Annotated in this window: 20 protein-coding genes and 1 pseudogene; 13 read left to right on the forward strand and 8 right to left on the reverse strand. The window is 56.2% G+C overall.

Going from position 1 to position 22,613, the window contains the following annotated elements:
• Positions 1–78 precede the first annotated feature (78 nt).
• The 3 genes from M495_RS22635 to M495_RS22645 all read left to right on the forward strand — a co-directional run bounded on the left by M495_RS22635 (position 79) and on the right by M495_RS22645 (position 2,310).
• Positions 79–1,059: a hydrolase gene (locus M495_RS22635; protein WP_020837284.1), complete on the forward strand. Its 981-nt coding sequence runs from the start codon at positions 79–81 to the stop codon at positions 1,057–1,059.
• Positions 1,056–1,289, forward strand: coding sequence for a YheU family protein (locus tag M495_RS22640; protein WP_020837285.1), 234 nt, complete (start codon positions 1,056–1,058; stop codon positions 1,287–1,289). The genes M495_RS22635 and M495_RS22640 overlap by 4 nt, the downstream gene beginning before the upstream one ends.
• A gap of 151 nt (positions 1,290–1,440) precedes the next feature.
• Entirely contained in the window at positions 1,441–2,310 is an 870-nt protein-coding gene (locus M495_RS22645) for a phosphoribulokinase (RefSeq protein WP_020837286.1), read from the forward strand.
• A 36-nt stretch (positions 2,311–2,346) separates the two neighbouring features.
• Here the strand turns inward: M495_RS22645 and M495_RS22650 are convergent, their stop codons facing one another.
• Positions 2,347–2,754, reverse strand: coding sequence for an OsmC family protein (locus tag M495_RS22650; RefSeq protein WP_020837287.1), 408 nt, complete (start codon positions 2,752–2,754; stop codon positions 2,347–2,349).
• A 379-nt stretch (positions 2,755–3,133) separates the two neighbouring features.
• Between M495_RS22650 and crp the strand changes: the two genes are divergently transcribed.
• Positions 3,134–3,766: a cAMP-activated global transcriptional regulator CRP gene (crp, locus tag M495_RS22655; RefSeq protein WP_004718520.1), complete on the forward strand. Its 633-nt coding sequence runs from the start codon at positions 3,134–3,136 to the stop codon at positions 3,764–3,766.
• 54 nt (positions 3,767–3,820) lie between these two features.
• The gene (locus M495_RS22660) at positions 3,821–5,896 is read left to right on the forward strand and encodes a YccS/YhfK family putative transporter (protein ID WP_041415732.1); all 2,076 of its coding nucleotides are present in this window, start codon (positions 3,821–3,823) and stop codon (positions 5,894–5,896) included.
• Positions 5,897–6,033: 137 nt separating this feature from the next.
• Here the strand turns inward: M495_RS22660 and argD are convergent, their stop codons facing one another.
• The 3 genes from argD to M495_RS22675 all read right to left on the reverse strand — a co-directional run bounded on the left by argD (position 6,034) and on the right by M495_RS22675 (position 9,595).
• Complete coding sequence (gene argD, locus M495_RS22665) at positions 6,034–7,251, reverse strand: bifunctional acetylornithine/succinyldiaminopimelate transaminase (protein ID WP_020837295.1); 1,218 nt, start codon at positions 7,249–7,251, stop codon at positions 6,034–6,036.
• Between the two features lie 131 nt (positions 7,252–7,382).
• Complete coding sequence (locus tag M495_RS22670; protein ID WP_020837297.1) at positions 7,383–7,958, reverse strand: aminodeoxychorismate synthase component II; 576 nt, start codon at positions 7,956–7,958, stop codon at positions 7,383–7,385.
• Positions 7,959–8,068: 110 nt separating this feature from the next.
• A complete protein-coding gene (locus M495_RS22675; protein WP_020837300.1) occupies positions 8,069–9,595 on the reverse strand; it encodes a helicase HerA-like domain-containing protein in 1,527 nt (508 codons plus the stop codon).
• A 225-nt stretch (positions 9,596–9,820) separates the two neighbouring features.
• Between M495_RS22675 and M495_RS22680 the strand changes: the two genes are divergently transcribed.
• A complete protein-coding gene (locus tag M495_RS22680) occupies positions 9,821–10,090 on the forward strand; it encodes a hypothetical protein (RefSeq protein ID WP_020837302.1) in 270 nt (89 codons plus the stop codon).
• Between the two features lie 17 nt (positions 10,091–10,107).
• Entirely contained in the window at positions 10,108–10,386 is a 279-nt protein-coding gene (locus tag M495_RS22685) for a type II toxin-antitoxin system RelE/ParE family toxin (RefSeq protein WP_020837304.1), read from the forward strand.
• On the opposite strand, the gene btsR is transcribed toward M495_RS22685, so the two are convergent.
• The 3 genes and pseudogenes from btsR to ppiA all read right to left on the reverse strand — a co-directional run bounded on the left by btsR (position 10,387) and on the right by ppiA (position 13,527).
• A complete protein-coding gene (gene btsR, locus M495_RS22690) occupies positions 10,387–11,112 on the reverse strand; it encodes a two-component system response regulator BtsR (protein WP_020837306.1) in 726 nt (241 codons plus the stop codon). It lies immediately after the preceding gene.
• Positions 11,112–12,796 (reverse strand): annotated as a pseudogene (locus tag M495_RS22695) (LytS/YhcK type 5TM receptor domain-containing protein). The gene btsR and the pseudogene M495_RS22695 overlap by 1 nt, the downstream one beginning before the upstream one ends.
• Before the next feature lie 161 nt (positions 12,797–12,957).
• On the reverse strand, positions 12,958–13,527 hold the full coding sequence (gene ppiA, locus M495_RS22700) for a peptidylprolyl isomerase A (protein ID WP_020837308.1): 570 nt from the start codon (positions 13,525–13,527) through the stop codon (positions 12,958–12,960).
• A 357-nt stretch (positions 13,528–13,884) separates the two neighbouring features.
• Here ppiA and M495_RS22705 point away from each other — a divergent pair, with 357 nt between their 5' ends.
• From M495_RS22705 to tsgA, 4 genes are all read left to right on the forward strand, one after another.
• A complete protein-coding gene (locus tag M495_RS22705) occupies positions 13,885–14,223 on the forward strand; it encodes a PTS lactose/cellobiose transporter subunit IIA (RefSeq protein ID WP_041415733.1) in 339 nt (112 codons plus the stop codon).
• The gene (locus M495_RS22710; RefSeq protein WP_020837311.1) at positions 14,220–15,527 is read left to right on the forward strand and encodes a 6-phospho-beta-glucosidase; all 1,308 of its coding nucleotides are present in this window, start codon (positions 14,220–14,222) and stop codon (positions 15,525–15,527) included. The genes M495_RS22705 and M495_RS22710 overlap by 4 nt, the downstream gene beginning before the upstream one ends.
• Positions 15,528–15,623: 96 nt before the next feature.
• Positions 15,624–16,601 (forward strand): LacI family DNA-binding transcriptional regulator, encoded by a 978-nt coding sequence (locus M495_RS22715; protein WP_041415734.1) that lies wholly within the window; start codon positions 15,624–15,626, stop codon positions 16,599–16,601.
• A gap of 316 nt (positions 16,602–16,917) precedes the next feature.
• A complete protein-coding gene (tsgA, locus tag M495_RS22720; protein WP_020837315.1) occupies positions 16,918–18,102 on the forward strand; it encodes an MFS transporter TsgA in 1,185 nt (394 codons plus the stop codon).
• Between the two features lie 61 nt (positions 18,103–18,163).
• On the opposite strand, the gene M495_RS22725 is transcribed toward tsgA, so the two are convergent.
• On the reverse strand, positions 18,164–19,432 hold the full coding sequence (locus tag M495_RS22725) for a cytosine deaminase (protein ID WP_020837317.1): 1,269 nt from the start codon (positions 19,430–19,432) through the stop codon (positions 18,164–18,166).
• 303 nt (positions 19,433–19,735) lie between these two features.
• On the opposite strand from M495_RS22725, the gene nirB reads away from it, so the two are divergent.
• On the forward strand, positions 19,736–22,285 hold the full coding sequence (gene nirB, locus M495_RS22730) for a nitrite reductase large subunit NirB (protein WP_020837319.1): 2,550 nt from the start codon (positions 19,736–19,738) through the stop codon (positions 22,283–22,285).
• Positions 22,282–22,608 (forward strand): nitrite reductase small subunit NirD, encoded by a 327-nt coding sequence (gene nirD / locus M495_RS22735; protein ID WP_020837321.1) that lies wholly within the window; start codon positions 22,282–22,284, stop codon positions 22,606–22,608. The genes nirB and nirD overlap by 4 nt, the downstream gene beginning before the upstream one ends.
• Positions 22,609–22,613 lie beyond the last annotated feature (5 nt).

Raw genomic sequence — 22,613 nt, forward strand, 5'->3', positions numbered from 1 at the left:
ATTGTCAGTTCAGGATAGTGAAGCTAACAGCGCACTATTAATCCCACAATAGCCGCCAATAAGATTTTTACTCAGGTTATGCATGAATCCTTTCGCCCTTTGACCGGGGCCAGTAATCCGCATCTGCAGACGCTGCTGCCAAGGCTGGTGCGCCGCCGCGTGCAGCTAAAACCACATTGGCAACGGCTGGAATTGCCCGACGGCGACTTTGTCGATCTCGCCTGGAGCGAAGATCCGGCTCAGGCTGCCGGCAAGCCGCGCGTGGTACTGTTCCACGGACTGGAAGGCAATTTCTACAGCCCCTACGCTCACGGTCAGCTCAGCGCCTGGCGTGAAAAAGGCTGGCTTGGCGTGGTGATGCATTTTCGCGGCTGCAGCGGCGTGCCGAACCGCAAGCAGCGCATCTATCACTCCGGAGAAACGGAAGATGCGCGTTTCTTTCTGAGGTGGCTGCGCGCAACCTACGGCGAAGCCCCCACCGCCGCGGTCGGGGTCTCGCTCGGCGGCAACATGCTGGCCTGCTACCTGGCACAGCAGGGGGCGGACAGTCTGCTGCAGGCGGCTGTCGTGGTTTCAGCACCGCTGATGCTGGAGCCCTGTTCGTGGCGTATGGAACAAGGCTTTTCGCGCGTTTATCAGCGCTATCTGCTTGGGCAACTCAAACAAAATGCCACCCGCAAGCTGCTGCACTACCCTGACACGTTGCCGCTCAAGCTGCCGCAGCTCAAAGCGTTGCGCCGGATCCGCGACTTTGATGACGCCATTACCTCGCGCATTCACGGCTTCAGCGACGCCAGTGATTATTATCGCCGTTGCAGCGCCCTGCCGCTGTTGCCGGCGATCCAGACGCCGTTATTGATCATCCATGCCAAAGACGATCCCTTTATGACCGACGAAGTGATCCCCGAGGTCACCACGCTGCCGCACAACATTGAGTATCAGTTGACCGAGTTTGGCGGCCACGTCGGTTTTGTCGGCGGCACCTTGAAACACCCCCAAATGTGGCTGGAATACCGTATTCCATCCTGGCTTTCCCCTTATCTGGACACAACCACGTGATTATCCCCTGGAAAGAACTGGAAACTGAGACCCTAAACAGCCTGATCGAGTCCTTTGTGTTACGCGAAGGCACCGACTACGGCGAGCACGAACGCTCGCTGGAACAGAAAGTGGAAGACGTGCGCCGCCAGTTGAAAAACGGCGAGGTGCTGCTGGTTTGGTCAGAACTGCATGAGACCGTCAACATCATGCCACGCGGCCAGTTCCGCGCCGGGCAGGAAGAAATTTAGTGGCGATCGGTTCTATGACTGACGGAAAAAATCAGGTAACAATGGGTTATTGCAAACCAACGCGCGGAATTTTGCCCTTGGCGAAAGGGCGTCAAACAGACCAATAATCATATCTGACGCCTGCGCATTTAACACGGAGTGACCTACCACCATGTCCGCCAAACATCCCGTTATCGCAGTGACCGGCTCCAGCGGGGCCGGCACCACCACCACCAGCGTGGCGTTCCGTAAAATCTTTCAGCAGTTGAACATCCGCGCCGCCGAGCTGGAAGGCGACAGTTTCCACCGCTACACCCGGCCGGAAATGGACGCGGCGATCCGCAAAGCGCGCGATCTCGGCCGCCATATCAGCTATTTCGGCCCCGAAGCCAATGACTTCGGCCTGCTGCAACAAAGCTTTCTCGACTACGGCAAAAACGGCACCGGTCGCTCACGCAAGTATCTTCATACCTACGATGAAGCGGTACCCTATAATCAGGTTCCCGGCACTTTCACCCCATGGGAAGCCTTGCCGGCACCGACCGACGTGCTGTTCTACGAAGGGCTCCACGGTGGCGTCGTGACTGAACACATCGACGTGGCCAAACACGTCGATCTGCTGGTCGGCGTAGTACCGATCGTGAACCTGGAATGGATCCAGAAGCTGATCCGCGATACCGGTGAACGCGGTCACTCCCGCGAAGCGGTAATGGATTCGGTGGTTCGTTCGATGGAAGACTACATCAACTACATCACGCCGCAGTTCTCACGTACCCATATCAACTTCCAACGGGTGCCGACGGTAGACACCTCCAACCCGTTCGCCGCCAAGGCTATCCCTTCGCTGGACGAGAGCTTTGTGGTGATCCACTTCCGCGGGCTGGACCAGATCGACTTCCCTTATCTGCTGGCAATGCTGCAGGGATCTTTTATCTCGCATATCAATACGCTGGTGGTGCCGGGTGGCAAAATGGGGCTGGCGATGGAACTGATCATGGCGCCGCTGGTGCAGCGACTGCTGGAAGGGAAAAAAATCGAGTAATCTACGGGGCGCGGTACAACCGCGCCCCTTTATCCGTTACGCCAGGTCGCGGATTTCAAAACTGTGGGTCACGCTGGCGGCTTTGCTCAGCATCAGTGAAACCGAACAGTACTTCTCAGCTGACAGGTTGACCGCACGTTCCACGATCTTGTCGCTCAAATCTTTGCCGGTCACGATAAAATGCAGGTTGATATGGGTAAACAACCGTGGCGCTTCTTCGCGGCGTTCAGAGGTCAGTTTCACCTCGCAATCACGTACGTCGTTGCGTCCTTTTTGCAGGATCGACACCACGTCGATAGCACTGCAGCCCCCTACTGACATCAGCACCATTTCCATCGGACTGGGTGCTTTATCGCCGGCGTTGCCGTCCATCAATACCTGATGGCCAGACGCGGATTCACCCAGAAACGTCAGCCCTTCCACCCACTTAACTCTTGCCTGCATGCTGGTCACTCCGGTTAATTTCTTAAAATCAGAGTACGCTTTCGCATAGAAACTGGCAACGGAACCTGATGCTAATCATGCTGAAGCGAGACAACACGAGACACCCGCCTCACTCTGTGCTACAAACAGAGCCGCAATAAATCTTTCCGGGACACTGATTTCAGGGAAACTCCCAGGGAAAGGCTCCTTTACCGGTATGTTAACAGAATGTAGCTTGCAGCTCTCCCGGCAAGTTAATATGCTAGAGCGACAGCGTATATTTATGACACGCCTCAAAACCTGCTGATAGCCACCATTAAAACAACGGCGACAGCACGTTTTACAGGGAACTCTGACCCCTGTGACACAAGGCAGCGATAACAACAGAGGATAACAGCGAATGGTTCTCGGCAAACCGCAAACAGACCCTACTCTCGAATGGTTCCTGTCTCATTGCCATATCCACAAATATCCATCCAAAAGTACGCTGATTCACCAAGGTGAAAAAGCCGAAACGCTTTACTACATCGTCAAAGGCTCCGTCGCGGTGCTGATTAAGGATGAAGAAGGTAAAGAGATGATCCTGTCCTACCTTAACCAGGGGGATTTCATCGGCGAGCTTGGATTATTTGAAGAAGGTCAGGAGCGTAGCGCCTGGGTTAGGGCGAAGACCGCCTGTGAAGTGGCTGAAATTTCCTACAAGAAATTCCGCCAGCTGATTCAGGTAAACCCGGACATCCTGATGCGCCTGTCTGCCCAGATGGCAAACCGCCTGCAGATAACCTCTGAGAAAGTGGGTAACCTCGCCTTCCTGGACGTTACGGGCCGCATCGCGCAAACCCTGCTGAACCTGGCGAAACAGCCTGATGCCATGACCCATCCGGATGGCATGCAGATTAAAATCACCCGTCAGGAAATTGGCCAGATCGTCGGTTGCTCTCGTGAAACCGTGGGTCGTATTCTGAAAATGCTGGAAGATCAAAACCTGATCTCCGCTCACGGCAAAACTATTGTCGTTTACGGCACCCGTTAATCACTGAAAAAACGGCGCGATAATTCGCGCCGTTTTTTTATGCCCCGATTTATCATGTGGCGCCGACTGATTTATCATCCGGAAGTCAACTATGCACTGCGACAAACGCTGGTGCTGTGCCTGCCGGTTCTGCTCGGGCTGCTGATCGGCCAACTGCAATACGGCCTACTATTTTCCCTGGTTCCCGCCTGCTGCAACATCGCCGGGCTGGACACGCCCCACAAACGCTTCTTTAAACGCCTGATCGTCGGCGGCTCGCTCTTTGCGCTTAGCAGCCTGCTGCTGCAACAGGCACTGCTGTGGCAAGTACCGCTGCCCGCATTGATGCTCGGTCTGGCACTGTTGCTTGGCGTCAGCGGCGAAATCAGCCCACTGCACGCCCGCCTGCTGCCCGCCGCGCTGGTTGCCGCCATCTTCTCCCTCAGCATGGCCGGTACGGTGCCGCTTTGGCACGCGCCGGTGTTATATATCGTGGGTACCGCCTGGTACGGCCTGTTTACCTGGTTCTGGTTCAAGCTGTGGAAAGAGCAACCGATGCGCGAGTCGCTCAATCAGCTCTATCTGGAGCTGGCGGACTACTTCGAAGCCAAATATTCGCTGTTGACCCAGCACACCGATCCGCAGACCGCCTTACCACCGCTGCTGGTGCGCCAGCAAAAGGTCATGGACCTGATCACCTTGCTGTATCAGCAGCTTAATTTTCTGCCCCATGCCAGCAATCTCGAACAAAAGCGCCTGCAACGCACCTTTCAGGTCGCGCTGGATTTGCAGGAACATATCACCGTCAGCCTGCATCTGCCGGAAGAAGTCCAAAAACTGGTAGAGCAGAGCCAGGCCGAAGCCATTATCCGCCGCAATGCACAGGTGATTGCCAATCGGCTGCGCACGGTAGCGCACGATATCCTCTATCATCAGCATTCTCAGCGTTTCAACATGGATCATGAGCTGGCAGCCCTGGAAAAAGTGGCGGCGCAACACCCGGATAACCCGGTCGGCCAATTCTGTTATTACCACTTCAGCCGCATCGCCCGCCTGCTGCGCACCCAGCACCCACTCTACCGACGCGATCTGATGGCCAATCAAAACCGTCTGCCATTCTGGCCCGCGCTGGTCAGTTACCTGTCGTTCAAATCCAACGCCCTGCGCAATGCGGCTCGGCTGGGAGTCACCCTGGCAGCGGGCAGCAGCCTGGGGATGATATTCAATCTGCCAAAACCTTACTGGATCTTGCTGACCATCATGCTGGTGAGCCAAAACGGCTACAACGCCACCCGGGTACGCATCCAGCACCGTGCGCTCGGCACTCTGGTTGGGTTGGTGATTGCCGCCGGGTTACTGCAGCTGCAGCTGCCCGAGGCTGAGACGCTGGGCGTGATGCTGGTGATCACGCTGCTGGCCTATCTGGTTTCACGTAAAAATTACGGGCTGGCGGTAATTGGCTTTACGGTGACGGCGGTTTACACCCTGCAACTGTTGGCACTGAACGGCACCCACTTCCTGGTGCCGCGCCTGATCGACACGCTGATCGGCTGCGTGCTGGTGTTCGGTAGTACCATCTGGCTGTGGCCACAGTGGCAAAGCGGTCTGCTACGCAAGAACGCCCACCAGGCGTTGGAAAACGATCAGCAGGCGCTGCGCCTGTTGCTGGAAGAGCAAGAACCCGATCCCAGCGCGCTGGCTTATGCCCGCATGCAGGTCAATCAGGCGCATAACGCGCTGTTCACCTCACTCAATCAGGCGATGCAGGAGCCGGGATTTGAATCGAGCTACCTGGCAGATATGCGCCTGTGGGTTACGCACAGCCAGTTTATTGTCGAACACCTGAATGCGATGACCATTCTGGCGCGCGAGCACTATATGCTGACGCCAAAGCTGGCAGAGGAGTATCTGCAGTCTTGTGAAATCGCGCTGCAAAGCTGTCAGCAGCGGCTTGAATACGACGGGCCGAGCAGTGGCAACGGCATTATGCAGCCACCGGATTTGCAGCCGGATATGCCGGTGACTGAAATGGAACGCCATCTGCGGCGCATTTTGTCCCACCTGAGCGTCATGCACACCATTTCGTCACTGGCCTGGCGCCAGCGTCCGCACCATGGTATCTGGCTGAAACGCAAACTGCGCGATCAATAAGGGCGCCGCCGGCGCCCTCAGACTGCTGACAAAGCTTGTTATTAGGGAGACCGCCCCTCGGTGCACCAGGCCCGAGTATCTCGGGCTCACAGACCACTTTGTCATCAAACTCAGGGCACCCTCGGTGCCCTTATGCATTAAGCGCCAATCACGTCCTGCACGGCCAGCTCAAACAGCGCCATCCCTTCGTCAATATCCTCGGTTGCTACCACCAGCGAAGGCGCAAAACGGATCACGTTTGGCCCGGCATTGAGGATCATCAACCCGCGTGCAGCGGCGGCAGTCAGGAAATCACGCGCCTTACCGTGGTGATTTTTCGTCAATTCGGCACCGATCAGCAGCCCCATGCCGCGAATATCGCTGAAAACACCATATTTCTCGCCAATCTGCTTTAACGCCTGCACGTACAGTCCATGACGCAGTTCAATGCCACTGAGCACTTCTGGCGTATTGATCACGTCCAGCGCCGCCTCCGCCACCGCGCAGGCTAACGGGTTGCCGCCGTAGGTGGTGCCATGGGTACCCACCTGCATCACCGAGGCAATCTCTTCGGTGGTCAGCATCGCGCTAACCGGGAAGCCACCGCCAAGCGCCTTGGCGGTGGTCAGGATGTCTGGCGTCACGCCATAGTGCATATAGGCGAACAGTTTGCCACTGCGCCCCATACCACTTTGCACTTCGTCGAATACCAGCAGCGCCTGATGCTGGTTGCACAGTTCGCGTACGCCCTTGAGGAAGTCGGCGTCTACCGGGGTAATCCCCCCTTCACCCTGGATCGGCTCCATTACCACCGCGCAGGTATGGTCGTCCATCACCGCTTTCACCGCGGCCAGATCGTTGAACGGCACGTGTACGATATCAGCCGGTTTGGGCCCAAAGCCGTCGGAATATTTGGCCTGTCCGCCGACGGAGACGGTAAACAGCGTGCGGCCGTGAAACGCGTTATAGAACGCGATGATTTTGGTTTTGTACGGACTGTGGCGGGTAATCGCATAATGACGCGCCAGTTTGAAGGCAGCTTCGTTAGCCTCTGCGCCGGAATTGGCGAAAAACACCCGATCGGCAAAGGTGGCGTTAATTAGCTTGGTCGCCAGGCGCAGCGCCGGTTCGTTGGTGAACACGTTGCTGGTATGCCACAGGGTTTCGCCCTGCTGTTTCAGCGCCTCAACCAACGCCGGGTGGCAGTGCCCCAACGCCGTCACCGCAATGCCGCCGGAGAAATCGATGTACTCTTTCCCTTGCTGGTCCCACACGCGGCTGCCTTTGCCCCTGACCGGGACAAACTGAGCAGGTGCATAAACAGGCAGGATAACCTGATCAAAGGTGCTGCGGGTTACTGCAGATTTTTCGGTCATTATGGGGTCCACCCTGAAAGTAACTCAGTTTTTTAATGGCAATTGAATGAAAATATAATCACAAAATATGCATAAAAAACCATTAAAGGGCAAACGCAAATCACCTTGGCGACTAAAAAAAATCTAAACAATTAACTTTTAAGGAAATTATTCAACAGCTGATGCCCCTGTTCGCTGAGGATGCTTTCTGGGTGGAACTGTACCCCTTCCAGCGCCAACTGCCGGTGGCGGATGCCCATGATCTCATCGCGTACGCCGTCGCGCTCACTCCAGGCGGTAACTTCAAAACAGTCCGGTAAAGTAGCAGCTTCAAGCACCAACGAATGGTAACGGGTAACGGTCAGCGGGTTGTTCAACCCACGAAAAACACCGCTGTCGAGATGGCGGATCGCCGAGGTCTTGCCGTGCATCACCTCGCGGGCGCGCACCACCTTAGCACCGAATGCCTGCCCCAGCGCCTGGTGCCCCAGACAAACGCCGAGGATCGGCAGCTTGCCGGCAAAATGTTGGATGGCAACTAATGAGATGCCGGCTTCATTCGGGGTACAGGGCCCAGGAGAGATCACCAGACGCTGCGGCGCCAGCCTTTCGATATCGGCCAGTTGCAGCTCGTCGTTACGCTTCACCAGCACTTCCGCGCCTAATTCGCAAAAGTACTGGTAAAGGTTATAGGTAAAAGAGTCGTAGTTATCGATCAACAGCAGCATAGTGTTTCCAACAGACATCATCGCAATCGTAGGGGCGAATATGCCGCCCCGATTTACACGGGCGCAGTATACAACGCCCTCACGATACTGCCGCTATCGATAATTTCAGCTTACTTCTTGCGACCGCCCATGATCGAGCCCAGCACGCCGCGCAGGATCTGTCGACCGAGATCGCGTGCCATGCTCTTGGCGGCGGTTTGAACTATGCCGTCGCGTTTGCCGCCGCGTGGGCCGGTAGAGCCGAACAGAATATCGTTCAGGCCGCCCATCAGGCCGCCACCCGCCTGCTGCTGCGCCTGGGGTTGCTGCGCCGGTTGGCCCGCTTGCTGTGCACCGACGGTGGCGAAACCTTCCGCAGACAGCTTCTCGTAGGCGGACTCGCGGTCCACCATATCCTCATAACGACCGTACAGCGGCGATTTATTGATCGCACTGTTCAACCCTTCCGCCCCCAGCATGCCCATCTTGGATTCCGGCGCGATCACCATCGCCCGTTCCACCACGTTTGGCCGCCCTTTTTCGTCGAGGAAAGAAACCAGCGCCTCGCCGACGCCCAGTTCGGTGATCGCCGTTTCCGCATCGAAGGCCGGATTGGCGCGCATGGTTTGCGCCGCGGCTTTCACCGCTTTCTGATCGCGAGGGGTAAAGGCACGCAGCGCGTGCTGCACGCGGTTGCCTAACTGACCGAGCACGCTGTCCGGAATGTCGAGCGGGTTTTGGGTAACAAAGTAGATGCCGACACCTTTGGAACGGATCAGGCGTACCACCTGTTCGATTTTCGTCAGCAGCGCCGCCGGTGCGTCGTTGAACAGCAGGTGAGCTTCGTCGAAGAAGAACACCAGCTTCGGCTGCTCCGGATCGCCCACTTCCGGCAGGTGTTCGAACAGCTCGGCCAGCAGCCACAGCAGGAACACCGAATAGAGTTTCGGCTGATTAATCAGCTTGTCCGCTGCCAGCAGGTTGATGATGCCGTGGCCGTTGGCGTCGGTTTTCATCAGGTCATTGATGTCCAACATCGGCTCGCCGAAGAACTGGTTTGCCCCCTGCTCTTCCAGCGTCAGCAATCCGCGCTGGATAGCGCCGACCGAAGCCGAAGAGATATTGCCATATTGGGTTTGGAACTGTTTGGCGTTGTCCCCAACGTACTGCACCATGGCGCGCAGATCTTTCATATCCAACAGCAGCAGCGCATTGTCATCGGCTATTTTGAACACCAGTTGCAGCACGCCGCTTTGAACTTCGTTCAAATCCAGCAAGCGGGCCAGCAGCAACGGCCCCAGATCGGACACGGTGGCGCGGATCGGGTGGCCCTTCTCACCATAAATGTCCCACGGAATAATCGTGCAGGCCTGCGGCTGCCAGTCAGTGACGCCAATTGCCGCCAAACGCGCCTGCAGCTTCTCGGAAGGCACGGCTTCGGTACCAATACCCGACAGGTCTCCCTTTACGTCAGACAAAAAGACCGGCACACCAATGCGCGAAAACTGCTCGGCCATTTTTTGCAGCGTCACGGTTTTACCTGTCCCGGTCGCTCCGGTGATCAGACCATGGCGGTTCGCCAATGCCGGCAGGATAACCAGATCCTGTACCGGTTTCCCGTCTTTCATCGCTTTGGCGATAATCCGTGCTTCACTCATTTTCTTTTCCTTGGACGCGACGCAAAAAGCGCCTGTTGATGTCAATAAAGCTATAAGGGGGACTTAACCCCGTCAAGGACAAACAAAAATCGGCCCCTTAACCCGCCAACTGGACAGGTAAATTTAGGATTCCGCTTAGCCCATTGCAGCCATGCCATAACCCACTTGAACAATAAAACACCGGTGATATAGTAAGCAGTACACTGTATATACGAGGTATTTACCATGTCTGAATCTACCGTGGTTATCCGCGTGGATGACGAGTTAAAAATAGCTTTTGCCAGCGCGGCCAAAGCAGCGGATCGAACGGCATCTCAGCTTTTACGCGATTTCATGCGAGATTTTGTCAGTCGACAATCGCAGCAAAAAGAGTATGAACAGTGGTTGCAGGAGAAGGTCGATTTAAGCCGAAAAGCGCTCCAGGAAGGAAGAGTGGTTGATAACGAGGACGTTGAGGCTTATTTCGCCGAGCGCAGGGCAAAATCAATGCGGTAAAACGATAAGGAAATATCGTGAAGCTAAAGTGGACGGATCCCACAATTGCTGACCGTATGGCAATTTATGACTATCTTGCGTCAAAGAACCCGATAGCTGCCGCAGAGATTGATGCTTTGATTTCTGCGGCGGCAAGCCAACTATCCCGAAACCCATCAAGTGGCAAAGTGGGCCGGGTTTCAGGTACACGTGAATGGGTCATTCATCATTTTTACCTACTGATTTATGAAGTAAAAAATGACCTTCTTATTATTTTGGCAGTCGTACATTCCCGCCGGCAATGGCCAAAGGATTAATCACCCCCGCAGCCCCAGCTCCTCTTTCAAGGCTTTCAGATAGCGGCGGCTGACCGGGACTGGCTCCCCAACCGGCATGATCATTTCCGCAGCGCCGCCCTCATCGAAGCGAATTTCACGCACCTGCTCCAGATTGACCAAATACTGACGGTGGCAGCGTACCAGCGGTGTCCGCAGCTCCAGCGTTCGCAGCGTCAGCTCGGTAAAACATTCCATGCCGTCATTACGCACCACAAATACGCCACTCAGTCGCGAACGTATCGCTACTACCTCGTCAAAGCGCAGCAAATAGATGCGACTGTGGCCGGTACAGGGGATGTATTTCAGGTAGCCGGCGCTTTCGTCCAGCGCGGCGATGTTTTGCTGCCCACGCTGTTGCTGCAGGCGCTGCAGCGTTTTGCTCAGCCGCTTCGGCTCCGCCGGTTTCAACAGGTAATCAAACGCATGCTCTTCAAAGGCCTGCACCGCGTATTCGTCATAGGCGGTCAGGAACACGATATGCGGCATGCGATTAGGGTCGAGCATGCCTACCATCTCCAACCCGGTAATGCGCGGCATCTGAATATCCAGAAACACCACGTCCGGTTGCAGGCGATGGATCCCGCTGATGGCTTCTATCGCATTGGCGCATTCGCCGACAATGCTGATGCCCTCTTCCGCTTCCAGCAAATGTCGCAGGTTATCGCGTGCAGACGGTTCATCATCGACAATCAGTACGTTTAACATCAGGCAGCCCTCGCCAAGGGTACATTGAGCGTAATGCGGGTGAATGTTTGTGGCTCACAGGCCACCCGTACGCCATAGCCGTCGCCGTAGCGTACGCGAATACGTTTATCTACCAGGTTCATTCCCAACCCGCTGTTGTTCGGCAAAGGTTGGTACAGACCCGCATTGTCGGTCACCTGCAATAACAGACAGCCGTCTTCGAGCCGAGCGCCAATATCTATACGCCCGATGCCCAGCAACTGCGAAGTGCCGTGCTTGATGGCATTCTCAACGATTGGTTGCAGTGAAAAGGCTGGCAGACGCACCGCCAACAGCTCTTCCGGCAGCGATACCGCAATCTCCAGCCGATCGGCAAAACGCGCCTGTTCGATCTGCAGGTAGGCGTTAACGTGCTCAAGTTCGTCTGCCAGGCTGACTTCGTCGTCCGAACGTTTGAGGTTTTTGCGGAAAAAGGTCGAAAGGTACTGCACCAGCTCACAGGCCCGGTCCCCGTCACGACGGATCACCGCCACCAGCGTATTCAGGGCGTTGAACAGGAAATGCGGATTGACCTGCGCATGCAGCAATTTGATTTCCGACTGCGCCAGCAGCTGCGTGTGGCGCTCATACTGGCCGGCCATGATCTGTGCGGATAACAGGTTGGCGATACCTTCACCCAGCGTGCGGTTGATGGTGCTGAACAAACGGCTCTTCGGCTCGTAGAGTTTGATGGTGCCAATCACCCGCTGGTTCTCACCGCGCAACGGGATCACCAGCGTCGAACCCAGTTTGCAGTTGGCGTTGATCGAGCAGCTGTAGGAAAGCTCATTGCCATCGGCGTAAACCACTTCGTTGTTGTCGATCGCGCGGTGCGAATGTTTTGATGAGATCGGCGTGCCCGGCAAATGGTGGTCATCACCGATGCCGATAAACGCCAGCAGCTTCTCACGGTCGGTTATCGCGACGGCACCAATCCCCAACTCCTGATAGAGCACCCGCGCCACCCGCATGCTGTTTTCCTGATCGAACCCCTGGCGCAAGATGCCTTCGGTACGTTCGGCAATTTTCAGTGCCTTGGCGGAGAACGCGCCGGTGTATTTCTCGAACATCGCCCGCCTGTCCAACAGGATCTGCATAAACATCGCCGCCCCCAGCGTGTTCGCAATCAGCATTGGCAGAGCAATGTGCTCCACCAGCCGCAGCGCCTCATCAAACGGCCGTGCAATCGCCAGGATAATCGCCATTTGCAGCACTTCGGTCACTAATGCCACCCCGGCAACAAACAAGGGGTTAAACAGCAGGTCGATACGCCGCCGGCGCATGGCGATGCTGTGCACCAGCCCGCCCACCAACCCTTCCGCCACGGTAGAGACCGCACAGGCGATGTCGGTCATGCCGCCCAGCGTGTAGCGATGCAAGCCCCCGGTCAAACCCACCAGGAACCCTACCGAAGGCCCCCCAACAGGCCGCCCAGCACGGCGCCGATCGCGCGAGTGTTGGCAATCGATCCTTCGACATGCAGCCCGAAATAGGTGCCCATGATGCAAAACACCGAGAAAATGACGTAGCACAATAGCTTGTGCGGCAGGCGGATAGTCACCTGTGTCAGCGGAATGAATAACGGGGTTTTACTCAGTAAATAAGCAATGACAAGATAGACGCACATCTGCTGTAGCAGCAGCAGAACCTGGCTAAATTCAAACATGGCAGCAGCTCATCCCTTAACAAAACAGATGCAGAACGCCGGGTTTCCGGTCTGATTATAAGCTGGCGATTAAAGCATGCGACGGGGAAAAAAACAGTGATGCAGGCAAGGCTTCCGGGGAAAGCAATGCAGCCGGCCCACCGGGGGCCGGCGCAAAATCATTATGGCAGCACTTTCGCTGACAGAATGACGATAGGTTTACTTGGAACGTTTTGGTATGGCCCCACGTTGCCGGTCGGCGCCTGGGAAATTTTATCTACCACGTCCATGCCTTTAACCACCTTGCCAAACACCGCGTAACCGAAATCGCGCTGGCCGTGATCCAGGAAGGCGTTATCCGCCACGTTCAGGAAGAACTGGCTGGTAGCACTGTCTTTATCGGCGGTACGCGCCATCGAAATAGTGCCACGCAGGTTACGCAGGCCATTATCCGCTTCGTTCTTGATCGGTGCCTGGGTGGATTTTTGCTGCATATCGGCAGTAAAGCCGCCGCCCTGAACCATAAAGCCCGGGATCACGCGGTGGAAAATAGTGTTGTTGTAGTAGCCGCTGTTCACGTAGTCGATGAAGTTCTTGGTGGAAACCGGAGCCTTCTGACTGTCGAGCGCCAATTCGATATTCCCTGCTGAGGTGGTCAGCATGACATGAGTTTCACCGGCAGCGAGCGCAGCGGGTGCCATTGCTGTCAGGGAACACAGCGCAACGAGGGTCACTAAAGTACGTTTGAACATTAACGGGTCCTTTCTCTAAGAGACAAACAACGGAAAAGCGCTTTGATTCTAAAGAGCTGAACCTGCGAGTGCCAGCCATTTACCTATATTTACGCAATTGTGGGACTTATCTCAGCCAGCCCCGAATTTTACTGCCAAAAGTATGATCGCCTTAGACCTTTTTGCCAACTGCATCACGCATTTTTTGCCCTTTTTACGCCTTGCTCGCTTTTTGCGACACAACTCCCGGTTTCATTTCCTGTTCCGGTTAATCTAAAGAAATGAGAGCGCTCTCATTTTAAGAATGACAGCGAAAGTAACGAATATCCGCCGGCACTGCCGCCGCGCAATAACAGGAGAAATAATGTGAGTGAATTGATGACTGAAATCAGCCCCGATTTTGAAAGCACCATCATGGAGCTGCTGGTGTTCTCCGGTGGTGCCCGCAGCAGTGCGTTGATGGCCTTGCAGCAGGCACGTGCCGGTGACTTTACCGCCTCAGCCAAGCACATGGCCGAGTCCAAACAGTCGGTGAAAAAGGCGCATCTTATCCAGACCCAACTGATCGGCATGGATGAAGGCTGCGGCAAACTGGCCATCAACCTGATTACCGTTCATGCCCAGGATCATCTGATGAACGCTATGGTGATCCAGGATCTGGCGGATGACATGATTGAACTCTACCGCCGCCAGGCCCAGATGGAGGTTCGCGCATGAGCGCCTTGAAAATCGCCGTGATCGGCGGCGGCAGCAGTTACACGCCAGAATTGGTTGATGGGCTGATCCAACGTATCGAAGAACTGCCGGTGACCGAACTGGCGCTGGTAGATGTTGAACCCGGCCGCGAAAAGGTAGAGATCATTGCCGCGCTGACCGAACGCATGCTGGCACGCCATGGCCTGGAGCAGGTCAAAGTCAGCGTGCATTTCGAGCTGGATGAGGCTATTCGGGACGCGAACTTCGTCCTGACCCAGTTCCGCGTCGGCCAGCTGCCGGCACGCGCCGCCGACGAGCGCTTGGGGCTGAAATACGATCTGATAGGCCAGGAAACCACCGGCGTCGGCGGCTTTGCCAAGGCGCTGCGCACCATACCGGTGATGCTGGATATCGCCCGCAGAGTGGAAAAACTGGCGCCGGATGCCTGGATCATCAACTTCACCAACCCGGCCGGCATCGTTACCGAAGCGGTCTCACGTTACACCAAAGCGAAAATCATCGGGCTGTGTAACGTACCGATCAGCATGCACCATATGATTGCCAACATGCTGAAAAGCCCTTCTCAAGAAATACAGCTGCAATTTGCCGGGCTGAACCATATGGTCTGGGTTCATCAGGTGCTGCAAAAGGGGCAAGACGTCACCGGTAAGGTGATCGACATGCTGTGCGATGGTGCCGCGTTGACCATGAACAACATCAAGGAAGAGCCTTGGCAGCCGGACTTCCTGCGCGCCGTGGGGGCAATCCCTTGCCCGTACCACCGCTATTTCTACCAAACCAAAGAGATGCTGGCCGAAGAAATTGCCGCGGCGGCCGAGCGCGGCACCCGTGCCGAGCAGGTGATGAAAGTAGAGAAAGAGCTGTTTGAGCTGTATGCCGATCCGCACCTCGACAGCAAACCGGAACAATTAAGTTTCCGCGGCGGATCATATTATTCGGAAGTCGCGCTGGAGCTAATTCGTGCGATCCATAATAATCTCGGCACGCAATTAGTCGTCAATACTGCAAACCGTGGTGCCATTCGCGGTTTACCGGACGATGCTGTGATAGAAACCAACTGTATTGTCGATGCTCAGGGCGCCCACCCGCTGACCTTCGGCACGCTGCCGGATTCCATGCATGCGCTGACTCAACAGGTGAAAGCCTACGAGCGTCTGACTATCGAAGCCGCAGTGCATGGCGATCGCCGTAGCGGTCTGCTGGCGTTAGTGACCAATCCGCTGGTCGGTAATGCCAATGTGGCCCAGCCGCTGCTGGATGACGTGTTGGCGGTGAATGCGCCTTATCTGCCACAGTTTAAATAACCGCCGGGCCAGCCGCGGTTGCTGATACATTGCTATAACTAATCTGTAGGGGGTCGATACGTCGACCCCATTTTTGTCGTAATCAGGAGTCGGATGATGGTGACACTGGAAGATGTCGCAGCCTTGGCGGGCGTGTCCCGCGCCACCGTGTCCCGCGTAGTGAATGGCGACACCAACGTTAAAGGGCAGACCCGCGAGAAAGTGGAACGCGCGGTAGCCCAGCTAGGTTACACCCCCAACCCTGCAGCACGCGCACTGGCCTCCAGCCACAGCAATACCCTCGGGCTGGTCACGACCTCATATCGCGGCGGTTTCTTCGGCGCGCTGATGGACTTCGTGCAAACCGAAGCAGAATCCCATGGCAAACAGTTACTGGTGACCCAGGGCCGCAACAGCGCCGAAAACGAATGGCAGGCGATTCAACGGCTGTTCAGTCTGCGTTGCGACGGTGTGATCCTCCATGTCCGCTTCCTCAGCGACGACCAACTGCGTCAGTTGGCAACAGAGCAACGCCCTTTTATCCTGCTCGATCGTCTGGTGCCCGGTCTGGAAGACCGCTGCGTCACTTTCGATCATCCGCGCGCCAGCCGCATGGCGACCCAACAGTTGATTGATGCCGGCCACCGACGCATCGCCTGCATCAGCGGCCCCCGCGATCGCCCCTCCAGCCACTTGCGACTGCAGGGATTTGAACAGGCAATGCAGGCAGCGCACATCAAACCGGTTGCCTGCGTCGAAGGGCTGTACGATTTGGAAAGCGGCTATCGCTGCGCCGATCTGCTGTTGCAAATGAAAACCACGCCTACCGCTATCTATTGCTGCAACGAAGAAATGGCCATCGGCGCGCTGCTGGCAATCAACGAACATCGCCTACGGGTTCCGCAAGATATCTCGCTGATCTGTTACGACAGCGGCGAACGTGCACCTTTCGTTCGACCGGCGCTGACCAGCGTACATTTCCCGATTACTGAAATGGCGCAATACGCAGCAAGGCGGCTGATTGATCCGACCACGCCAGAGGTCAGCTTCTCGCCGATCGTCATCAGTCGAGATTCCATCGTGACGGTGAGCTAACAGATCACAAAAATATTTCACCACCGCTCATTCATTGCATCAAAAAATCGACAGCCATCACAAAAACTCCCGTTGTCTGTGCTAGGATCCGCTCCCTGGTGGCCTGATCGGGACTTTTTTCTGCTTTTGCCAGGAAAAGCCAGCGGCCTTAATCCAGCGTTATACCCTATGAATTTCAAATTGCAGCTAGACGCCCAACTTACTCATCCCCTGGAGCTTACTTAGGTAAGTGACTGGGGGGAGTTAGTGCAGGTAACAACGCTGCGGTTTGAAAGGCGACGGGAATAATCCTAACAGACATAATCAGGCCTATATAATGAATGACAGCAACCGTCTACGGCTTACCTGGATCAGCTATTTTTCTTACGCGCTGACCGGTGCTTTAGTTATCGTCACAGGGATGGTGATGGGGAACATTGCAGAGTACTTTAATCTGCCGGTTTCCAGCATGAGCAATACCTTTACCTTTCTTAACGCCGGTATTTTGATTTCGATCTTCCTCAATGCCTGGCTGATGGAAATCATCCCGCTGAAACGTCAATTGATGTTCGGCTTTGTGCTGATGGTGCTGGCTGTCGCCGGGTTGATGGTCGGCAAAAGCCTGACCATGTTCTCGTTGTGCATGTTCGTCCTTGGCGTGGTCAGCGGTATCACCATGTCGATAGGCACCTTCTTGATCACCCATATGTACGCCGGCCGCCAACGCGGTTCGCGCCTGCTGTTCACTGACTCCTTCTTCAGCATGGCCGGGATGATCTTCCCGATTGTTGCCGCAATGCTGCTGGCTCGTCAGATCGGCTGGTACTGGGTGTACGCCTGCATCGGCTTGCTGTATGTAGGTATCTTTGTGCTGACCCTGTTCTCCGAGTTCCCGGTGCTGGGCAACAAAGGCGCCGACGCCGGCCAGCCGGTAGCAAAAGAAAAATGGGGTATCGGCGTGCTGTTCCTGTCGATCGCCGCACTGTGCTACATCCTCGGCCAGCTTGGTTTCATCCAGTGGGTGCCGGAATACGCCACCAAGTCATTCGGTATGGATATCAGCCAGGCCGGTAAACTGGTGAGCGATTTCTGGACCTCATACATGGTGGGCATGTGGGTGTTCAGCTTTATTCTGCGCTTCTTCGATTTGCAGCGCATCGTCACCATTCTGGCCGCTTTGGCGACCGGTGCGATGTACATGTTCGTCAGCACCGACAATCCGGAACACCTGGGCTACTACATTATGGCCCTGGGCTTCGTCTCCAGTGCGATCTACACCACGTTGATCACTCTGGGCTCGCTGCAGACCAAGGTTTCTTCACCGAAACTGGTTAACTTCATCCTGACCTGCGGCACCATCGGCACCATGCTGACCTTCGTGGTCACCGGCCCGATCGTAGCGAAAGGCGGCGCGCATGCAGCGCTGACTACCGCTAACGGCCTGTACCTGGCGGTATTCGTCATGTGTCTGCTGCTCGGTTTCGTGACCAAGCACCGCAGCCACGGTCACGTGACGCACTAACCTGCCGACGTGATGTAAAAAGGGCGCCTTGGCGCCCTTTTTTTATGCTGAAACCGGTGCCTTAACGCCGGAAATCCACCTTCTCATCCTGTGCCAGATACAGCGTGGTTTCGGCTGGCTGAGTCTCGGCAATCACCGCCCCCTGCCGTATCGAATAGCGCACCGGCGTCTGTCGACGCACCGCGTCAAAACCGCTTTCCGCCGGCAGAATCACCAGGTTGGCACTGTTCCCTGCCGCCAGGCCGTAATCGGTCAGGTTCAACGTCCGGGCACTGTGGCTGGTGATCAGTTTCAGCCCGTCGTCGATCTGGCCGTATCCCATCAGTTGGCACACATGCAGCCCCATATGCAGCACCTGCAGCATGTTGGCGGTCCCCAGCGGATACCAGGGGTCGAACACATCGTCATGACCAAAGCAGACGTTGATATTCGCCTCCAGCATCTCTTTCACCCGGGTGATGCCGCGCCGCTTCGGGTAGCTGTCGAAGCGCCCCTGCAGGTGGATATTCACCAGCGGGTTAGCAACAAAGTTGATGCCTGACATTTTCAGCAGGCGGAACAGCCGTGAAGCATAAGCGCCATTGTAAGAGTGCATCGCCGTGGTATGGCTGGCGGTCACCCTGGCACCCATGTCCAGCTTCAGCGCCAGCGCCGCCACGGTCTCGACAAATCGCGACTGTTCGTCGTCAATCTCATCGCAGTGGACATCCACCAGCCGATCGTATTTCTGCGCCAGAGCAAACGCCTTGTGCAGCGACTCCACGCCGTATTCCCGGGTGAATTCAAAGTGCGGGATGGCCCCTACCACGTCGGCTCCCAACCGCAGTGCCTCTTCCAGCAGGGCTTCGCCGTTGGGATAAGACATGATGCCCTCCTGCGGGAAGGCGACGATTTGCAGCGTAACCCAGGGGGCCACTTCCTGCTTCACTTCCAGCATCGCACGTAGCGCCGTCAGGGTCGGGTCCGAGACGTCAACATGGGTACGCACGTACTGCACGCCGTTGGCGATCTGCCATTTCAGCGTCTGCCAGGCGCGTTGCTTGACGTCCTCATGGGTCAGCAGTGCCTTGCGTTCCGCCCAGCGTTCAATGCCTTCAAACAGGGTACCTGACTGGTTCCAGGCCGGTTGCCCGGCGGTTTGGGTGGTATCCAGATGGATATGCGGCTCGACAAATGCCGGCTGCGCCAGCCCGCCCTGCGCATCCAGCACGTCGTTGCGCCACTCCTGTCCTTCCGGCTGCGGCACGATATGAGCGATGCGCCCCTGTTCAATGGCCAGTTGCCACAGCCCTTCATGCCCGCTTAAACGCAGGTTATCGATAAACTTCAATGGACTCTTGGCCACGCTTCACCTCTGCTGTTCCAGCCTGTTTTATTCATCATACTGGCAGCGGATCAGACTGACAAAGCGCCCTTGCGGTTATTACCCCACCCCTTACTCCCAAATAAGTAGAATTCGCATTAACTGGCTCGTTTCAGCTAAAGGTGAATAAAAACCGCAACTTATCAAATATCGATAAAAATCATCCATATACCACATAAGAGGTATATGGAGGGGCGATTGATTTGCATCAATAAATTGCCCGTAGGGAGGAATAAGGTAACGCTAGGAAATCAGAATTTTGAGGCAATAATGAGCAGAGTCAAACTTGCTGTCATCGGTAACGGCATGGTCGGCCACCGGTTTATCGAAGATCTGTTGGAAAAAGCAGACAAAGACCAGTTCGACATCACCGTATTTTGTGAAGAACCGCGCATCGCCTACGACCGCGTGCACCTGTCTTCTTATTTCTCCCACCACACCGCCGAAGAGCTCTCGCTGGTTCGCGAAGGCTTTTACGAAAAACAGGGCGTAAAAGTGCTGGTCGGCGAGCGGGCCATCACCATCAACCGCAGTGAAAAAGTTATTCACTCCAACACCGGCCGCACGGTGTACTACGACAAGCTGATCATGGCCACCGGCTCTTACCCGTGGATCCCACCGATCAAGGGTTCAGACAGCCAGGACTGTTTCGTCTACCGCACCATTGAAGATCTCAACGCCATCGAAGCCTGCGCACGCCGCAGCAAACGCGGTGCCGTAGTCGGCGGCGGCCTGCTCGGTCTGGAGGCCGCAGGCGCGCTGAAAAGCCTGGGCGTAGAAACCCACGTCATTGAGTTTGCGCCGGTGCTGATGGCAGAACAGCTGGATCCGATGGGCGGCGATCAGCTACGTCGTAAAATCGAACGCATGGGCGTCAAAGTTCATACCGGCAAAAATACCCAGGAAATCGTCAACGGCGGGGAGCAGGCGCGCAAGACCATGCAGTTCGCCGACGGCACCGCACTGGAAGTCGACTTTATCGTCTTCTCGACCGGTATCCGTGCCCAGGACAAACTGGCCCATCAGTGTGGGCTAGCCACCGCACGCCGGGGCGGTATCGTGATTAACGACAGTTGCCAAACTTCAGATCCGGACGTTTACGCCATCGGCGAATGCGCCTCATGGCGCGATCGCACCTTCGGCCTGGTTGCACCGGGCTATAAAATGGCACAGGTAACGGCTGACCATCTGCTGGGGCGCGAAAACACCTTCCTGGGCGCAGACATGAGCGCCAAGCTGAAATTGCTGGGTGTAGACGTCGGCGGCATCGGTGATGCCCATGGCCGCACCGAAGGGGCGCGCAGCTACGTTTATCTGGATGAAAGCAAAGAAATTTATAAACGCATCGTCGTCAGCGCAGACAACAAGACCCTGCTCGGCGCGGTGCTGGTGGGCGACACCAGCGACTACGGCAACCTGCTGCAGCTGGCGTTAAACGCCATCGAACTGCCGGAAAACCCGGACGGTCTGATCCTGCCGTCGCACGCAGGCAGCAAGCCGGCGATTGGCGTCGAGTCGCTGCCGGAAACCGCGCAAATCTGCTCCTGTTTCGACGTCAGCAAAGGCGATATCATCAAGGCGGTCAGCATGGGCTGCCACACCGTCGCCGCCATCAAGTCTGAAACCAAGGCCGGTACCGGCTGCGGTGGCTGTATTCCTCTGATCACCCAGGTGCTGAATGCCGAACTGACCAAACAGGGCATCGAAGTCAACCATCACCTGTGCGAGCACTTTGCTTATTCACGCCAGGAGCTCTACCACCTGATCCGCGTCGAAGGCATCAAATCCTTCGACGAACTGCTGGCCAAATACGGCAAGGGTTACGGCTGCGAAGTGTGTAAACCTACCGTTGGCTCACTGCTGGCCTCCTGCTGGAATGAGTACGTGCTCAAACCGCAACATACGCCGCTGCAGGACACTAACGACAACTTCCTCGGCAATATCCAGAAAGACGGCACTTATTCGGTGATCCCACGCTCCGCCGGCGGTGAAATCACGCCGGACGGTTTGATGGCGGTCGGCCAGATCGCCAAGGAATACAATCTGTACACCAAGATGACCGGCTCTCAGCGCATCGGCATGTTCGGCGCGCAAAAAGACGACCTGCCGGCCATTTGGAGCAAACTGATTGCCGCCGGTTTTGAAACCGGCCACGCCTACGCCAAGGCGCTGCGCATGTCGAAAACCTGCGTCGGCAGCACCTGGTGCCGCTATGGCGTCGGCGACAGCGTCGGGTTTGGCGTCAAGCTGGAACACCGCTACAAAGGCATTCGCACCCCGCACAAAATGAAGTTTGGCGTTTCCGGCTGCACCCGTGAATGCGCCGAGGCGCAGGGCAAGGACGTCGGCATTATCGCGACCGAGAACGGCTGGAACCTGTACGTCTGCGGCAACGGCGGCATGAAACCGCGCCATGCCGATCTGCTGGCGGCTGACCTCGACAGCGTGACGCTGGAGCACTACCTCGATCGCTTTATGATGTTCTATATCCGCACCGCCGATAAGCTGCAGCGTACCTCGGTATGGCTGGAAAGCCTGGAAGGCGGCATCGATTACCTGCGCAAAGTGATCATTGACGACAAACTGGGCATCAACGCTCAACTGGAAGCCGAAATCGCCCGCCTGCGCGATGCGGTGATCTGCGAGTGGAAAGAAACCGTTGAGCACCCCGAATCTCAGGTCCGCTTCGCCCACTTTATCAACAGCAGCCAGCGCGATCCGAACGTCCAGGTGGTCGCCGAACGCGAGCAGCACCGCCCGGCACGTCCGGATGAACGCATTCCTGTCACCCTGTTGGAAACCGAGGAGAACAACGCATGAGCCAGTGGACAACCCTTTGCCCTATCAGCGATATCCTGCCCGGTACCGGTGTGTGTGCCCTGATTGGCGACCAACAGGTGGCCATCTTCCGCCCCTACGCCGACGATCAGGTCTTTGCCATCAGCAATATTGATCCCTTCGCCCAGGCCAGCGTGTTATCACGCGGGCTGATCGCCGAACATCAGGGTGAGCTGTGGGTCGCGAGCCCGTTAAAAAAACAACATTTCCGCCTGCACGACGGTTACTGTCTGGAAGATGACAGCCGCTCCGTCGCGCATTTCGCCAGCCGGGTTTTGGACGGCATGGTGCAGGTCGCGGCCTGATATTT

It is taken from the genome of Serratia liquefaciens ATCC 27592, assembly GCF_000422085.1.
Lineage (GTDB): Bacteria > Pseudomonadota > Gammaproteobacteria > Enterobacterales > Enterobacteriaceae > Serratia > Serratia liquefaciens.

Coding starts and splice junctions, on each gene's coding strand:
- M495_RS22635 (WP_020837284.1), top strand. CDS start 79: ATGCATGAATCCTTTCGCCCTTTGACCGGGGCCAGTAATCCGCATCTG.
- M495_RS22645 (WP_020837286.1), top strand. CDS start 1,441: ATGTCCGCCAAACATCCCGTTATCGCAGTGACCGGCTCCAGCGGGGCC.
- M495_RS22650 (WP_020837287.1), bottom strand. CDS start 2,754: ATGCAGGCAAGAGTTAAGTGGGTGGAAGGGCTGACGTTTCTGGGTGAA.
- crp (WP_004718520.1), top strand. CDS start 3,134: ATGGTTCTCGGCAAACCGCAAACAGACCCTACTCTCGAATGGTTCCTG.
- M495_RS22660 (WP_041415732.1), top strand. CDS start 3,821: ATGTGGCGCCGACTGATTTATCATCCGGAAGTCAACTATGCACTGCGA.
- argD (WP_020837295.1), bottom strand. CDS start 7,251: ATGACCGAAAAATCTGCAGTAACCCGCAGCACCTTTGATCAGGTTATC.
- M495_RS22670 (WP_020837297.1), bottom strand. CDS start 7,958: ATGCTGCTGTTGATCGATAACTACGACTCTTTTACCTATAACCTTTAC.
- M495_RS22675 (WP_020837300.1), bottom strand. CDS start 9,595: ATGAGTGAAGCACGGATTATCGCCAAAGCGATGAAAGACGGGAAACCG.
- M495_RS22680 (WP_020837302.1), top strand. CDS start 9,821: ATGTCTGAATCTACCGTGGTTATCCGCGTGGATGACGAGTTAAAAATA.
- btsR (WP_020837306.1), bottom strand. CDS start 11,112: ATGTTAAACGTACTGATTGTCGATGATGAACCGTCTGCACGCGATAAC.
- ppiA (WP_020837308.1), bottom strand. CDS start 13,527: ATGTTCAAACGTACTTTAGTGACCCTCGTTGCGCTGTGTTCCCTGACA.
- M495_RS22705 (WP_041415733.1), top strand. CDS start 13,885: ATGACTGAAATCAGCCCCGATTTTGAAAGCACCATCATGGAGCTGCTG.
- M495_RS22710 (WP_020837311.1), top strand. CDS start 14,220: ATGAGCGCCTTGAAAATCGCCGTGATCGGCGGCGGCAGCAGTTACACG.
- M495_RS22715 (WP_041415734.1), top strand. CDS start 15,624: ATGGTGACACTGGAAGATGTCGCAGCCTTGGCGGGCGTGTCCCGCGCC.
- tsgA (WP_020837315.1), top strand. CDS start 16,918: ATGAATGACAGCAACCGTCTACGGCTTACCTGGATCAGCTATTTTTCT.
- nirB (WP_020837319.1), top strand. CDS start 19,736: ATGAGCAGAGTCAAACTTGCTGTCATCGGTAACGGCATGGTCGGCCAC.
- nirD (WP_020837321.1), top strand. CDS start 22,282: ATGAGCCAGTGGACAACCCTTTGCCCTATCAGCGATATCCTGCCCGGT.